Source organism: Maribacter sp. Asnod1-A12 (genome assembly GCF_045063735.1).
Lineage (GTDB): Bacteria > Bacteroidota > Bacteroidia > Flavobacteriales > Flavobacteriaceae > Maribacter.
In genome coordinates this window covers 1,367,217-1,383,211 of sequence record NZ_JBEFNZ010000006.1, presented here as the reverse complement: position 1 = coordinate 1,383,211, position 15,995 = coordinate 1,367,217, and the positions used below count along the sequence as shown (strand labels likewise).

Sequence of the window (15,995 nt, the reverse complement as noted above, 5' to 3'; positions counted from 1 at the left end):
ATAGACAGATTTACAAAACCGTTATTAGAAGGAATTGTTAAAATAAAAGGTTTAACAGTTAAAGGCGCTATAACATTAATAATCGCTGGTTTGGTTAATTTAAATCTTGATTTTCTTTTTCAGGACTTGTTTCAAATTCTTCTACTTCTTTTTCCTCATCTGTAGAAGACCATTCTTCTATATTTTCATGACTTTTTGCGACGTCATTTGTATATAACAGGGCATTGAACAAGGCTCTATAAGTACCCATGGATTGCCCTCGCCATTGGGGTTGAAAACCAAAAAGAACAACATGCCCGTTTTTATAATGAACATCAAGCGCTGCCGCTTTTTTGTTCATGTATTTTTCACCAACTAAATAGCCCGATAATAATGGGGATCCTTTTTCTTGATATTTAGATAGAATTTCGCCCTTAAAACCCTCTAGAGTTTTAAACACGGGGCTTCCAAAAACAAAAACACCTGATTTTTCTGGCATACCAGCCATAACTGGGTGTAATGTATTATTTGTCACTTCTAAAATAGAGCCGCCTGTAAAAAACTCGTTTTTCTTTAGTTTTTCTACGTTGTTTTCTACCGGTAAATGAAATTCTTTTATAGCGAAATCAGTACTTTTATTTAAACAAACCAATGTACCACCAGAACTAATAAAAGATTCGATATTTCTAACACCCAATCCTTTTAAGCCGCCAACATATTGTGGTGGAGCCATGCCTTTTTGAAAACCATTTTCTATAGTACCCGGTTTTTCAGATGCTAGTAAAATAACATCGAATTTTTCATTTAAATTTCCATTGTTAACGTCTGCATTTCTAATGACGGTATATGGTATTTTAAAGTTATCCAATAACCATCTTGTCCAGCCCATATCCATACTTGCTTTCCATGGATCATAAACCGCTATTCTAGATGTTACCTTTGTTTTTGATTTACTTGAAGTTACTTTCGCATTTAAAGCATATTCCTTCACCCATTTTTGCATTTGTGATCTTGATGTGTTGCTTATGGCATAAGTTTGTTGTTTTGAGTTGTAACTAACCGGAAGATTTTTGCTCATAGCATCGCCAATAACCCTGAATGAATTATTTTCTTTGGGATAGAGAACCATGGTGCCTCCACTACCTTTTAAAGTTCCTGGTAAGGGAATAATACCTGCTGCAATTTCATTGGTATCAAAACCTGCCCCACCAATAAAGTCTACCTTACTTAAATCAATATCGTTATTGTAATTTTCGACTAAAGCAGTTCCCTCAACAGGCTTTAAGCTAGAATATACCAATTGTGATAAAGGAGTCATCGCTGCAATAACTTCTACTTCCATTTGGTATGGCAATGTCCACCCTGCTGCATCATATGGCTGTTCCAACGGTCCATCTGGTGATTCTCTTAAATCTGGATATTCTTGAATATCTATAAGTTGCCTAGCTAATTCTCCAAATTCTTGTGCCATGGGTATAACCCATGTGCCTTTAGGGTATTCATTTCCTTCAAAAGAAATGTCGGTGTCTAGTTGTGATATTCTAATACCATTAAATGCTAATCTTTTTAGAAATTCCACTGGTCGTACAGGGTCGCGTTGTTTTTGTTTTATAAAATAAGCATATGGTGGTTCTTGCTTATACTTGTTGATAGTATTTATACCTGCTTGATACTTATTAAAAAGTAAGGTTTCTTTATATTTTGATGCATAATCCAAAACCGCGACTGAGGCTGTTTCCATATATTTTACAGCATTGCCTAAACGCCACCATCCACCTTTCCATGGGCTAGAATACAAGGATTCTACTCGTAAATCCGCTCTTTCTCTGGGAAAATCCTTAATGGTATAAAAATGAGGTGTAGCAAATTTGTACAGAGAAGTCTCCGTCCAAAATGATGGTATGTTCTGCATCATTGGCATGTAGTCAATATAACCTGGGTACCAAGCATCAAAACCCTTACCCATATGTACTGCACCTGGCAAACCTTCAGTTTCTAACTTTTGAGCCATAGCCATGCCAATCATATTTACTTCTCGTGCCATTAATGGTGGAGTTTGGGGAGCAACTGGTTCTGCAAAAGGAGGTAACCATATTCTAGTGGGAAAAGGAGAAGATTGATGATGTACATGAATAATACTTGGTTCCCACTCTCGCCAGATACTACCAACTACGCGAGATTCAAGTTGATTTAACATATATGCATCTCGATTGTTATCATGACCAACATATTTTTGGTATAACCATGGTGTAGACGCTACTTCATAAGGTGTTCCAACATTACCTAAATACCAGTTTGCAATAATATCTTGCCCGTCAGGATTTAATGATGGCCAAAGAATTAAGATAACATCTTCAAAAATTGCGCTATACTTTTCTGATTTGGCATTGTTAACCAGGTCATATGCCAAGGTAATTATGTGTTGTGCTCCTGCTACTTCAGAAGCATGCAAACCACCACTAATATCTACAATGGCCTTTCCTTCTTTTGCTAGTGCTTTTGCCATTTCTCTAGATAGATTTTCTGGATGAGCTAATTGTTGTGAAATAGATTTGTAATGCTCTATTTTTTCTATATTTTCAGGAGTTGATATCATTACATATTGCCATACTCTTCCTTCAGAGGTTTTTCCGGCAGATTTCATCTCTACCATATCACTTGCCGAAGCTAATTTTTCAAAATAAGTAATCGATTGTTCGTAAGTAGCTAGGTGAAAGTCCGACCCAATCTCAAAACCTATAACATTTGTTGGGTTTGGTATGTTCTGTGCATTTGTATTTTGTAAGAAAAAACACACTAAAACCAGAGACAATGACGTTAGGTATTTGAATTTGTTAAATAGAGACAATAAATTTTTAATAGGAGATTCCCTAAAGGAAAGTACGTTCATTAGTTTGAGTCGTTAGTTTGTCTTACTAAATTATTAAATATGAGATAGGTGCAGTTATAAAGCTGGTATAAGTTGTTATCTTTATGATATTCATTATTTTAAAGGTTAAACGAAATCAGTTTGATAATTATATGACATGAATACCAAAGCATATAATATTGCACCATAGATATTATCTATTAGAAACATTAAAACAATAGACAAAATGTTTATAGTTTTGTGTTTAAGAATTAGAAACAACTTAAAATTTATATAATCATGAGTAGTACTAACGATAAAGGTGAAGCTTGGGATGTTAATGATCCTGCTGCAGCGAATTGTCCATTTTTAAATGGCGAAATGCATCAAGCAGCTGGCGGTGGAACAACGAATAGAGATTGGTGGCCAAATATGTTGAATCTTAATATATTAAGATTGCATTCCAAAATGGCGGATCCAATGGACGACGACTTTAATTATACTGAAGAGTTTAAATCTTTGGATTTAGCGGCAATTAAGAAAGATTTGACTGATTTAATGACTACTAGTCAAGATTGGTGGCCTGCGGATTACGGTCATTACGGACCATTCTTTATACGTATGGCTTGGCACAGTGCTGGTACATACCGTATTTCTGATGGTAGAGGTGGTGCTAGTGCGGGTAACCAACGCTTTGCTCCATTAAACAGTTGGCCTGATAATGCCAATTTAGATAAGGCAAGATTATTATTATGGCCTATTAAACAAAAATATGGTAAGAAGATTTCTTGGGCAGATTTACTGATTCTTACAGGTAATGTTGCTCACGAAAGTATGGGCTTACCAATGTTTGGTTTTGCAGGCGGACGTGAAGATATATGGCAACCAGAAGAAGATATTTACTGGGGTTCTGAAACAGAGTGGTTAGGAAACAAAGAGCGATATGACGAAAAAGGAGATAAATTAGAAAATCCATTAGGTGCTGCACATATGGGATTAATTTATGTGAATCCAGAAGGGCATAATGCTAATCCTGATCCTTTAGAAGCTGCTCATTATATAAGACAGACATTCAAAAGAATGGCTATGGATGATTATGAAACGGTTGCTTTAATTGCAGGTGGTCATACATTTGGTAAAACACATGGTGCCGCCAACCCTGATGATTATGTGAGTTCGGAACCTGCTGCTGCAGATATTACGGAACAAGGTTTAGGATGGAAGAATAGCTATGGTACTGGTTCTGGTGCAGATACTATTACTAGTGGTATAGAAGGTGCTTGGTCTCAAACACCTACAAAATGGAGTCATTACTTCTTTGAAAATCTATTCGGATTCGAATGGGAATTAACAAAGAGTCCTGCTGGTGCTTGGCAATATAAGCCAGTTGGCGATGCAGGTGCTGGTGAAATGCCAGATGCCCATATTCCAGGAAAGACACATCAGCCTTTTATGTTGGTTACAGATATGTCTTTACGTATAGATCCAGCTTATGAAGAAATTTCTAGAAACTTCTTAGAAAATCCAGATGAGTTTAAAGATGCTTATGCAAGAGCTTGGTATAAATTAACGCACCGTGACATGGGTCCTGTTGATCGTTATTTAGGTCCTGAAGTACCAAAAGAAGAATTACTTTGGCAAGATCCAGTGCCAGCGGTTGATTTTGATTTGATTGATGATGCTGATATAGAAACGTTGAAGAAAACAATTTTATCTTCAGGTCTTTCTACAGCAGAATTAGTTTCTACTGCTTGGGCTTCTGCTTCAACTTATAGAGGTTCAGATAAACGTGGTGGTGCCAATGGTGGTCGTGTTCGTTTAGCGCCTCAAAAAGGTTGGAAAGTGAATAACCCTACACAATTGGCTAAGGTTACTACCATGTTAGAGAAGATTCAGAAAGAATTTAATGACAGTCAGTCTGGTAATAAGATAGTTACTTTTGCCGACTTAGTTGTTCTAGCTGGTACAGCCGCTGTTGAAAATGCCGCTAAACTTGCTGGTTTTGATACTAAAGTGACATTTAACGCTGGTCGTACGGATGCGACTCAAGAGAAAACGGATATTGAGGCTTTTGATGCACTTGAACCACTTGCGGACGGATTTAGAAATTATACCAATAAGAATGTTTCTATTCAACCAGAAGAGTTATTAATTGATAAAGCGAATTTATTAACCTTAACTGCGCCAGAAATGACCGTATTAGTTGGTGGTCTTCGTGTGCTAGGAGCTAACTATGACGGTTCTAATAACGGAGTGTTTACTGATAAACCGGGGTTACTTACAAATGATTTCTTTATCAATTTATTAGATATGGGTACGACTTGGAAGGCAGCTTCTGATGATGATACTGTGTTTGAAGGAAGTGATCGTAAAACAGGTACAGTTAAATGGACTGGTACTAGAGCAGATTTAATATTCGGCTCTAATTCAGAATTACGTGCTTTAGCAGAAGTTTATGGTACAGAAGATGCGAAACAAAAATTTGTACGCGACTTTAGTAGAACATGGACTAAAGTGATGAATTTAGATCGTTTTGATATCTAATGGATACATTTAATATATAAAAAAAGGCAGCTCGAAAGAGCTGCCTTTTTCTTTTGCTTACAAATCTATTTCTTGATTGATTCTCCGAAAGTTAATAGATTATGATCTGGGTCTAAAAGAGAAAATTCCTTTTGCCCCCAGGGTTTTATTTCTAAGGCGCCATTTGGATGTATGGGCACCCTTGTATTTAATAACGATTGGTATAGGGAATCAATTTCATTAGTACGAATATATACTTGACCGTAATTTTCTTCAGGCTCAAGGGCTCTAAACAAAAAGAAATGTATTTCAATTCCATCCTTTTCTATTATTAAATAGTCAGGATAATCCATTGTACCTACTTTTTTAAATTCGAGCGAATCAATATAATAGGATATAGTATTGTCCCTGTTTCGCATTGGTAGCTTGGGGATTATGGCTGTAAGCATATGTTATATATTACGGTGATGTCAAATTACTAAAACCAAATTACAATTGTGGATGTTGTACTATCTTAGTATGGTAAGAAGTACAATTGTTAAAGCTTAATACATTGATATATCTTTTTTAATTGGCGCTGTTTTGTAACAAATGTGTAAGAAATGCTACTAATTGTATGAAGGCTTTTAGTATCTTCCAATATTAACTTTAAAAGAAAAAAGTATGGGCTCATTTATTTGGATTCCGGTTGCGTTATTAGTGATTTTCACTATTCTGTCGGGTGTATTTATTGTAAAACAACAAACAGCTGTTTTAATTGAAACTTTTGGAAAGTTTACCAGCGTTAGACAATCTGGTATTCAATTTAAGATTCCTTTTGTACAAAGAATCGCAGCAAGAATAGGATTAAAGATTCAGCAATTAGATGTTATCATAGAAACAAAAACTTTAGATGACGTATTTGTAAAGTTGAAAGTATCTGTACAATATGTTGTAATTAGAGAAAAGGTATATGATGCCTACTATAAACTGGAATATCCGCATGAGCAAATTACTTCTTATGTATTTGATGTAGTTAGGGCAGAAGTACCTAAAATGAAATTGGATGATGTGTTCGTGAAGAAAGATGATATTGCTATAGCTGTAAAATCTGAATTACAAGAAGCCATGCTGGATTATGGTTTTGATATTATAAAGACTTTGGTTACCGATATTGATCCAGATGCACAGGTGAAAGAAGCCATGAACCGTATTAACGCTTCTGAACGTCAAAAGACCGCTGCACAGTTTGAAGGTGATGCTGCTCGTATCTTAATTGTAGAAAAGGCAAAAGCCGAAGCAGAAAGTAAAAGATTGCAAGGTCAAGGTATAGCAGATCAAAGAAGAGAAATTGCTCGTGGTTTGGAAGAGTCGGTTGAGGTACTAAATAAAGTAGGTATTAATTCACAAGAAGCTTCTGCCTTAATTGTCGTAACACAACATTATGATACTTTACAAAGTATAGGTGAAGAAACAAATACGAATTTGATTTTATTACCAAATTCTCCGCAAGCGGGTAGTGACATGTTAAACAACATGGTGGCAAGTTTTACCGCTAGTAATATGATCGGTGAAAGCATGAAGAAAACCAATAAGCCTAAACTAAAGGAATAAGTAATTTTACTTTTATCATTTTAAGATACAACCCGAGAATTTTTCTTCTCGGGTTTTTTTATGCTTTTTTAATTCAGTATTTAGCAATATACTTCTTAAGACAAATAACCTGCTCAATCGTCTATTTTAAAGCCAATAGCGAACACTTTTGTTTATATTAATACCAATTAGTCTAAAAAAGAAAAACCACCTTGTAGACAACATGCCTAAAGATGGTTTTTAATAGCGAACCTTAATTAAAACCCGTTTTAACTATAAGATATACCTATACTGCTTTTTTTATTGAATTTTAGCCCAAGAGTCGCGTAAACCAACCGTTCTGTTAAAAACCAATTTATCAGCTGTGGTGTCTGGATCAACACAAAAATATCCGATGCGTTGAAATTGAACTCGGTCTCCAATTTTGGCATCCTTAAGATGAGGTTCTACAAACCCGGTTATTACCTCTAAGGAATTAGGATTTACAAATTCCATAAAATCTTTGTCCTTATGGGTATCTGGACTAGCATCTGTAAATAAACGATCGTATAAACGAACTTCTGCTTCAACAGCATGTTTTATAGATACCCAATGTAAAGTTCCTTTTACTTTACGTAAACTCTCTTCCGTACCACTACCACTTTTGCTTTTTGGGTCATAGGTACATTGTACCTCTATAATATTCCCATCAGTATCTTTTGTACAAGACTCAGCTTTTATAATATATGCGTTCTTTAAACGAACTTCTTTTCCAAGTTTTAATCTAAAGAACTTCTTGTTAGCTTCTTCTCTAAAATCTTCCTTTTCTATGTAGAATTCTCTTGAAAAAGGAACTTTTCTAGAACCTGCACTTTCATCTTCTGGGTTGTTTTCGGCATCTAACCACTCTTCTTCACCTTCTGGGTAATTTGTGATGACCACTTTTAAAGGATCTAAAACACCCATAACCCTAGGAGCAACTTTATTTAAGTGATCTCGTACTTGAAATTCTAATAAAGAAACATCTATTAAGTTATCCCTTTTTGCTATACCTATAGTATCTGTAAAATTGCGGATAGATTCTGGAGTATAACCCCTTCTTCTTAAACCAGAAATAGTTGGCATTCTAGGGTCGTCCCAAGAATCAACAACACCATTTTCTACTAATTTTGCCAATTTTCTTTTACTAACTACGGTGTGGCTTAAATTTCTACGAGCAAATTCACGTTGTTTAGGTCTTACTTTAGTTTGGTCATATACTTGATCTAAAAACCAGTTGTATAGCTCACGGTGCATTGCAAATTCTAAAGTACAGAATGAATGGGATACTTGCTCTATATAATCGCTTTCTCCATGTGTCCAATCATACATCGGATAAATACACCAATCGGTATTTGTTCTGTGATGTGCTTTATGCAGTATACGGTACATAATAGGGTCTCTCATTAACATATTAGAAGAAGCCATATCTATTTTGGCTCTTAATACATGAGTACCCTCTTCAAAGTCTCCGTTTTTCATCTTTTCAAAGAGCTCTAAATTCTCTTCAATAGATCTATTTCTATTTGGACTATCGGTTCCTGGTTCTGTTGGCGTGCCTTTTTGAACGGCCATATCTTCAGATGATTGATTATCGACATAAGCTTTGCCCTTTTTAACCAATTCAACGGACCAATCATATAATTGTTGGAAATAATCTGACGCATACCGTTCGGTATCCCACCTAAAACCTAACCATTCTACATCCTTTTTGATGGCATCTACAAATTCTTGTTCCTCTTTTGCTGGGTTGGTGTCGTCAAACCTCAGATTTACAGGTGCATTATATCTTAGACCTAAACCAAAGTTTAAGCAAATAGAGCTTGCATGCCCAATATGAAGGTAACCATTAGGCTCTGGAGGAAAACGAAAACGTAATTCGTCTTTGGTATAACCATTTACCAAGTCCTCTTCAACAATTTGTTCAATAAAATTCAAAGACTTCGTTGTCTCGCTCATGTCATTATTTTTCAAGGTACAAAAGTAGCAAAATTGCCTTAATTGGTAGGTTTAAAATAAGTACACCTTGTATAAAATGAGTTTCACAACAGAAATCTTCCTTCCGACAACAATAAATTTCACTTCGTCGTATTAAATAACATATTTGTCTATGAAATGATGGAATAGTGAAATTATTTATTAACCGACTTTTCAACCGTAGTGGCCCCCATAACTACAAATACCTATGAAAACCTTGAACAAATTTACCGTATTTACAGCACTATCCATGCTATTTTGCGCTTTTCAATTAACGGCGCAAGCAATAGTAATTAATGCACCCGAACCTGCAGATAATCCGAATTTATCTGGAAGTACGCCATGGTCTGCCGTTTGTGCAGGTAGTGGTGGATTCAATGAATATTTTGTAAATATTACCTGGATCGGTACCGCTAACGCAGGCAATGAGTTTATACTTGAATTGTCTGATGCCAGTGGTAGCTTTTCAAATGCTCAAACTTTGCAAACTATTACGGATCAAAATGATGTAAAAGATTTTGATACGAGTTTTGCTATACCAACAGATACTCGTGGTGAGGGCTATAAGATGCGAGTTAGAAGTACAGATCCTGTAAAAGTAGGTTCTGAATCAGAAGCCTATAATATGTATTATATGGATGTTACTTCGAATTTGAATATTAGTGAATTAGGTGATGGTGTTCCACCTGGTACCGTTTGTAGTACTGGTGCTATAACATTACAGGTAGATAACATAGCCAATCCAGAAACATATCAATATATATGGTTTCGAAGTGGAACTGAATTAACCTCTGAAACTGGGCACACTTTGAATGTATCGCAATCTGGTATGTATAACGTTTATATTGATTATGGACCAAGATGTACTGGATCTGGTAATACAGATTCTAATATTGTTGACGTTACCATAGGTGGATCTGGAACCGGTATTGCAGTTACGGCTCCAACTAAAACTTCTTTATGTAGTACAGATACTGAAACTTTGACTATTGACCAAACAGATGCTTCTTGGAGCTACCAATGGTTTAAAGATGATGTTGAGATTGTTGGTGCTACTTCAACTTCTTATAGTGTTAATGCTGCTAATGCAGGTTTTGAAGGAGACTATGCAGTAGAGATTTCAGGTACAGGAATCTGTAATGAAAGATCGGCCGTAGTAACCATAACCAATGCTGAACTATATACCGTAACTGTAGAGAATGAAATCAACATGGTTTTATTACCTACACAAAATGAAGTTTTATCAGTTAGTACAACAGCAGTTACACCAAGTTATAAGTGGTTTAGAAATACTGTTGAGATTTCTGGTGAGACTGGTAGCTCTATAACAATTACTGAAGATGGTGAGTACTATGCAGAAGTTATACAAACAGGCGGTGCATGTTCTGTGTCTTCTAAAAACTCTGATGTGACTACTGTTGTGTCTCCTGCTTCTTTTGAAATGACCATAAATTATACTGATGCGTATACATCTTGTGAAACCACTAGTACTACATTAAGTGTTGAGCTTATAAACGCAGTTGCAGCAGATGGAACAAAAACAGATGTTACCAGTGCGTTACTTGACGGATTTACCTATGAATGGAGTAAAGATAGTGCTGCCATAAGTGGCGCAACTAGCAACAGTATTAGTCTGGCTTCAAATTCTGAAAATGGTGATTATGATTTAAATGCAACCATTGGCAGTTTTGATGTAGATAGCAATGTTTTACCTGTTCAGTTATTAACTAATGAAACAGTTAGTATTACAAGTTCAGGAACTGTTTTCTGTAGTGGTGGCGAAACTATTACGTTAAGCACAACAACCGACTTAAGTTCTGCTACATACCAGTGGCAATTAGACGGTGCATCCATTAATACTACAGATGCTGTATTAACGGTTTCTACTGCAGGTACATATACTTTAGCAATAGATATAGATGGTTGTTCTCTTATCTCTAATGAGATTGTGGTAACACCGTTAGATGAAAACTTAATTACCCTTGATCCCGGTACAGAAATAGTAATGCCAGAAGGTACTTCTAGAGTAGTTACGGCAAGTGGAGGAACTGCTTACAGATGGTTAGACGAGAATAGTATAGAATTAAGCAACTCCGACAGTATTACCCTTACTGAAGCCGGTACTTATACTTTAATAGCTTCTATAGACAATTGTGAGATTGTTAGACAAGTAGAGGTTACTTATCTAGACACCTTTAAAGTGCCCAATGTAATTACCGTGAATGGAGATGGTATTAATGATCAATGGATCATTCCAAACTCATATTCCAATCAAGCAGATGTTAATGTAATTATTTACAATGAACAGGGTCAGGAACTAGTAAACGAATTTGATTATAAAAATAATTGGCCGCAGTCAACTACTGCGTTCACTAAACAAAACATGGTATTCTACTATAAAATTAGAAATGCCAGTGAAGTACTAAAACAAGGTACGATCACAGTAATACGTTAAGCTCACCATGCTAAAGAAAAGTGTTTTATATCTGTTGTTATTTGTGTTAGCTATCATGAAGGTTAGCGGGCAAGAGGAAAATCCGTTTGTATCATACGATGTTCCTGCTCAGAATCTACTGAAGTATAACCGATTCTTAATTAACCCAACGTTTTCAACCGTTAGGGAAGATAAATCGTATATCAACTTGTTACACCGAAACCAATCGGTACAATTTGATGATAACAACCAAAACTATTTTTTAAGCTATAGTGGACGTATCAATGATAAAACCGGATTAGGTCTTAGTCTATATTCTCAAAGAGAAGGTATTTTAAGCAACTTTGGTGTTTTAGCAAATTATGCCTACGGTATTAAACTGAACGACAAAAGTAATTTTACTTTTGGTGCAAATGTTTCTTACTACCAGAGTGGGTTTGATAACGGCAGAGCATCTACTGTAGAAGAGGATCCTTTCTTAGCAGGTTTACAAGATCAGAACCTTTTATCATTTCAACCTGGTTTTAACCTTTCTTATGGTAAATTCGATGTTGGTGTATTTGCTGAAAACCTTTTTGATTACAACTTAAAGACAAGCGAATCTGTAACGGAGTTTAAAGACAAAACATATTCTGGTCACCTACAATATACTCATCAGTTTGAAAAGCAAGATGGTATTTTTGAGCAAGGGCGTTTAATGCCTTTGGCAAGAGTTAGAAAAGTAGGAGAAGAAGATGTTACTCTTGGAGGAAGTTTAATTCTTGACCTTCCAAAACTAGGATGGATCCAGGGTGGATATGATAGTTTTTATGGTGCAGCCGCAGGTGTAGGTTTTAACCTGAACCAAAGAATTTCTTTAGGCTACACCATGGAAAAAGGTTTGTCTAGCAACTTTGATAATTTCGGTGTTACCCATGAAATCTCTTTTGCATATTCTTTCTCTCCAAATCTTACTGAAGATAGGGTAATGTTAGAAGATGACTTTGAAGATGATTTAGTGCAGAATGATGAGGAGCCGGAGAATATCGCTAGCAATGAAGAAATAGAAGAGTTGAAGATGAAATTGGCAGAGAACGATGCCATCATCGAAGAATTGATGTTTCGTCAAGATTCTTTAGAAGCTATTCGCCAATCAGATTTAGAAAGACGTTTTGCCATGGTTATGCGTATGGTTCGTAATGAAACGAACGGGGAAAGACCAGACCTTGAAAACAAGGCAAAAGAACTGTTCTTGGATGAAGACAGTAATACTGCGGTTGCTTCTAACTATAACCCAAGCAATTCTGGTACTCCAAAAGTTGCGTCTAATTACAATCCAAATAATTCAGGTGAGGCGGTTTCAAGCAATCAAGCAGCAAGTCAAATACAACAAGATAGGGTAGCAGGGGTAACAAACTATAGAAAAGATCCTGTTGCAGAAAGGCAAGAAGTTGCAGAGACCAATACAAATTCAAATACGAATTCTTCAGTTGATAGCAGATTTAAGGAACAAGTTCAACCAAAAGATGCAGTAGTTACAAATAGAGCACGAAATACTTCTACGCCCGTTGCTAAAGCAACTAGAGAAGTAGCTCAGGACGGAGTGAAAAGTAGAAGGTTTAAAGATTTACCTGACGTTACAGATGGCTATTATGTAGTTGCCAATGTATACAAAGGTGGACAGTATATGAACAACTTTATTGACGACCTTAATGGACAAGGCATTAACGCCGATTATATCGACAACCCTAATACTGGTTTAAAGTATGTATACTTAGAACGTTATGACACTTTTGAAGAAGCGGTAGCGGCTCACGATAATAAACTGAACGGTACATATGATGGTGCTACTTGGATTATGAACGTTGATAACAGATACACTAATGATGCTTACGCAAGCAATGTTAATAAAATCAAAGAGAAGTCTTCGAAGTATGACTCTAATGTTCTTACCTCAAATGAGGTGGTTAGAGATAATGTTGCCTCTACCGATACTGATTCTAAAAACATAATTATTGAGGGAGCCGGTTCTGGCTATTACTTAATTGCCAATGTATTTGCCAACCCTAGCAATGCTAAAAAGTTTGTTTCGCTTTTAAACTCATTCGGGTTAAATGCGAGTTACTTCATCAATCCTAAGAACAATTACAGATACGTATACCTTAAAAAGCATGACTCTTGGACCAACGCTTTAATATCTTATTACTCTAAGCTAAACGACGCTTATGATGAGAAGATGTGGATTATGCGAGTCAATAAAGAACTACTCGTGTAGTTGACTATATGTGAACATGACGATTATACAAAGCCCTTATCATCTTAGATGATAAGGGCTTTGTATTTTCATAGATTGAGTTTCATCTCTAATATGAAATATTTAAAAACCAACCATTATATTTTAAGAAGTTGTTTCGGGGTCATTTCATCAAGTTTAACTTATGTAAACTTGAAATGTTTTGATGGAGGGCTTATTAAAAATACCGATGTATTGGCAAACACTTATTCTTATTTTCTTTTTAAAAGAGAGAAGATATTTTATGTTTCAATGCCATCACCTTTTAAAATTTTTAAGTCTTAAATAGCAGATAAAAATTGTTTTTAAGACTTCTTGGTTTTAGCTGTTTTTCTTTGATTTAAGAACGATAATCTTCTTGAGGGCTTTTAGATTTTATAACCATCTTCTAAATACCAAATTATTTCTTCGTTATAATTAAACTAAAATTAGTTGCTTTTTTGAAGTCACCAATAGTTGTCTTTCTGTAAATTCAAAATTAGTCCCAATCATTATGTAAAAACGGTTCTTGTTTTATCTGATTTATGAGAGATTCAATAATATTGCTTATTCTTTTTTTACTCCAAATGAATTCTGGTCAAGTACAATAAGTTTCTGAATCTTATCTGATCGGTAGTTGGACGGTTGATCAGAAACTTCAAGAAAGTGATACTGAAACTACAGTTTATAAACGGAGCAGAACTTTGAAAATCGTTAGTGAACTTGTTTTTTTACTACCAGTGAATTTCGCATAACCTTTAATTCTGGAAGGAGAATCGGGCGGTGATGTGGAAATGAAATTCACCAAGGAGGAATCAATGGATATTATCGTTTTAATACTCAAGATCAATCATTAACTCTTGAAAGCTACAATACTGATCCTAATATGAATTGGAACCTTTTTTTGGGTTGATGAAAGCTCATTTGGAGTTATAAAAGCAAAAGACAATAGTACTTATGATTAAGAAGGTCTTTTTTTGTAGGTGTTTGCCAATCGACACTAAAAAAACACTTTGCAAGTAACCGGAAACCAAATAGATTTCCGGATGTTACTTGTTATATTAAATCTTAATAATCAAGATTATTACCATTGAAAACCAACTCGTCTAAATTGATTTTCAATAGCTCCTATTCCTTTTATTTATAACCCGATAATTACAAATACTATGTTTATCATATTTAATTCTATGCTCAGATAACAGTTGTGTAATTATTTCTCTGGTTTCCTTTTCATCTAGTTGAATTTTTTCTCCCAAGTCGAGAGCATTTAATTGACCTTGGTTTTCAATGAGTGCTTTAAAATATCTTTCTTTATTTTCCATGAATTTGTTTTTTTACGGCTATCATCATGTGCGGACTAAATGGCAAAATGTAGCTATCGTTTTCTGTAACTTGTAGTAGTTCAATTAATGTCTTTCTCTTTTTATGATTTCCCATGTTCGCAAAGAAGTCTTTGTCAAGCCAAGCCATACCTTCAACTGCATATGTGTTTAAGTACGTTAAATCTTGCTGTAAAAATTCCTCTTTTAGTTGTTCGGGTTTGTGATAATAGGCTTCGGTCAAGAGCCAGGGAAAATCATCTGGTGGATTGTGTATTCCTGTCGTCAATTCATTCTTGCACATTTCAAAGAAGGATCTTTTATGTATGAGACCATTTAAGAGCCCAACTAAAGTCGATGCCGTATAATTGATAGCAAATCCTAAAATGATTCCGCCATTTTTTAAAACGCGCCTAGCTTCTATAATGGTTGATTCTCGATCTTCTTTTCTCTGAAGATGATAAAGAGGACCATGAAGTAAGATGAGGTCTGCATAATTATTTGGGAAGTCTAATTTTCTAGATTCGCCCAAATGAACCCAGAACTTGTTCTTTAATTTCTTTGACCTATTTTCTGCTACTTGCAAATGTTTAGCAACGGGTTCTACCAAATGAACTTCATGACCTTTTTTGGCAAGCCACTCAGCATACTTACCTGTACCGCCACCAACATCTATAATTTTAGAAGATGATGTAGAAAGGTATTTTTCAATGAGCGATTTTATTCTTTCAAACTCAAATATACCCATGCCTTTTTCAAGTCTGGTTTCTTCAGATGCTTTGTTATAGAATACTTCTATATTTCTTGATATTAACTGTTCACTTTTCATTTTTGATTTAAGGTAAGAGCATCGCATTTTTGATTGTGTACTACAATTGAAAGAGATACTGCAATCGATTTTTCAATCAATTGTTTTTGTTTAAAATTTTATAAATAATGGGTTGTTATTATGTGTGCATTAGAAAGTATCTATGCACTAAGTACTCGTTGGTCGAGTTCGTCTTTTTAGAAAGACCTAGATAATATGTAGAATTAATATAACAGATTTTAAAGATAGCCTTTCTTAATATATAA

At 35.3% G+C, this 15,995-nt stretch carries 9 protein-coding genes; 4 read left to right on the top strand and 5 right to left on the bottom strand.

The window, feature by feature from the left end; all coding sequences use genetic code 11:
- Positions 1-94 precede the first annotated feature (94 nt).
- Positions 95-2,869 carry a M14 family zinc carboxypeptidase gene (locus tag ACJJVP_RS05725; RefSeq protein ID WP_405411589.1) on the bottom strand — a complete coding sequence of 925 codons (2,775 nt, stop codon included), beginning with the start codon at positions 2,867-2,869 and terminating at the stop codon, positions 95-97.
- Between the two features lie 258 nt (positions 2,870-3,127).
- Between ACJJVP_RS05725 and katG the strand changes: the two genes are divergently transcribed.
- On the top strand, positions 3,128-5,371 hold the full coding sequence (katG, locus tag ACJJVP_RS05720; protein WP_405411588.1) for a catalase/peroxidase HPI: 2,244 nt from the start codon (positions 3,128-3,130) through the stop codon (positions 5,369-5,371).
- A gap of 65 nt (positions 5,372-5,436) precedes the next feature.
- Here katG and ACJJVP_RS05715 read toward each other — a convergent pair whose 3' ends face one another.
- Positions 5,437-5,799, bottom strand: coding sequence for a bleomycin resistance protein (locus ACJJVP_RS05715; RefSeq protein ID WP_405411586.1), 363 nt, complete (start codon positions 5,797-5,799; stop codon positions 5,437-5,439).
- A gap of 214 nt (positions 5,800-6,013) precedes the next feature.
- On the opposite strand from ACJJVP_RS05715, the gene ACJJVP_RS05710 reads away from it, so the two are divergent.
- Positions 6,014-6,943: an SPFH domain-containing protein gene (locus ACJJVP_RS05710; protein WP_405411583.1), complete on the top strand. Its 930-nt coding sequence runs from the start codon at positions 6,014-6,016 to the stop codon at positions 6,941-6,943.
- A gap of 279 nt (positions 6,944-7,222) precedes the next feature.
- Here ACJJVP_RS05710 and ACJJVP_RS05705 read toward each other — a convergent pair whose 3' ends face one another.
- The gene (locus ACJJVP_RS05705; RefSeq protein ID WP_405411582.1) at positions 7,223-8,899 is read right to left on the bottom strand and encodes a glutamine--tRNA ligase/YqeY domain fusion protein; all 1,677 of its coding nucleotides are present in this window, start codon (positions 8,897-8,899) and stop codon (positions 7,223-7,225) included.
- A 226-nt stretch (positions 8,900-9,125) separates the two neighbouring features.
- Here ACJJVP_RS05705 and ACJJVP_RS05700 point away from each other — a divergent pair, with 226 nt between their 5' ends.
- Complete coding sequence (locus ACJJVP_RS05700) at positions 9,126-11,372, top strand: gliding motility-associated C-terminal domain-containing protein (protein ID WP_405411580.1); 2,247 nt, start codon at positions 9,126-9,128, stop codon at positions 11,370-11,372.
- Positions 11,373-11,379: 7 nt separating this feature from the next.
- Positions 11,380-13,605 carry a PorP/SprF family type IX secretion system membrane protein gene (locus tag ACJJVP_RS05695; RefSeq protein ID WP_405411578.1) on the top strand — a complete coding sequence of 742 codons (2,226 nt, stop codon included), beginning with the start codon at positions 11,380-11,382 and terminating at the stop codon, positions 13,603-13,605.
- Between the two features lie 1,115 nt (positions 13,606-14,720).
- On the opposite strand, the gene ACJJVP_RS05690 is transcribed toward ACJJVP_RS05695, so the two are convergent.
- Positions 14,721-14,924: a hypothetical protein gene (locus ACJJVP_RS05690; RefSeq protein ID WP_405411575.1), complete on the bottom strand. Its 204-nt coding sequence runs from the start codon at positions 14,922-14,924 to the stop codon at positions 14,721-14,723.
- Entirely contained in the window at positions 14,914-15,750 is an 837-nt protein-coding gene (locus ACJJVP_RS05685) for a class I SAM-dependent methyltransferase (RefSeq protein ID WP_405411572.1), read from the bottom strand. Before ACJJVP_RS05685 ends, ACJJVP_RS05690 begins: the two co-directional genes overlap by 11 nt.
- Positions 15,751-15,995: the final 245 nt, after the last annotated feature.

Excerpts from the sequence above, each read along its gene's own strand:
- ACJJVP_RS05725 (WP_405411589.1), bottom strand. The coding sequence starts at position 2,869 with ATGAACGTACTTTCCTTTAGGGAATCTCCTATTAAAAATTTATTGTCT.
- katG (WP_405411588.1), top strand. The coding sequence starts at position 3,128 with ATGAGTAGTACTAACGATAAAGGTGAAGCTTGGGATGTTAATGATCCT.
- ACJJVP_RS05715 (WP_405411586.1), bottom strand. The coding sequence starts at position 5,799 with ATGCTTACAGCCATAATCCCCAAGCTACCAATGCGAAACAGGGACAAT.
- ACJJVP_RS05710 (WP_405411583.1), top strand. The coding sequence starts at position 6,014 with ATGGGCTCATTTATTTGGATTCCGGTTGCGTTATTAGTGATTTTCACT.
- ACJJVP_RS05705 (WP_405411582.1), bottom strand. The coding sequence starts at position 8,899 with ATGAGCGAGACAACGAAGTCTTTGAATTTTATTGAACAAATTGTTGAA.
- ACJJVP_RS05700 (WP_405411580.1), top strand. The coding sequence starts at position 9,126 with ATGAAAACCTTGAACAAATTTACCGTATTTACAGCACTATCCATGCTA.
- ACJJVP_RS05695 (WP_405411578.1), top strand. The coding sequence starts at position 11,380 with ATGCTAAAGAAAAGTGTTTTATATCTGTTGTTATTTGTGTTAGCTATC.
- ACJJVP_RS05690 (WP_405411575.1), bottom strand. The coding sequence starts at position 14,924 with ATGGAAAATAAAGAAAGATATTTTAAAGCACTCATTGAAAACCAAGGT.
- ACJJVP_RS05685 (WP_405411572.1), bottom strand. The coding sequence starts at position 15,750 with ATGAAAAGTGAACAGTTAATATCAAGAAATATAGAAGTATTCTATAAC.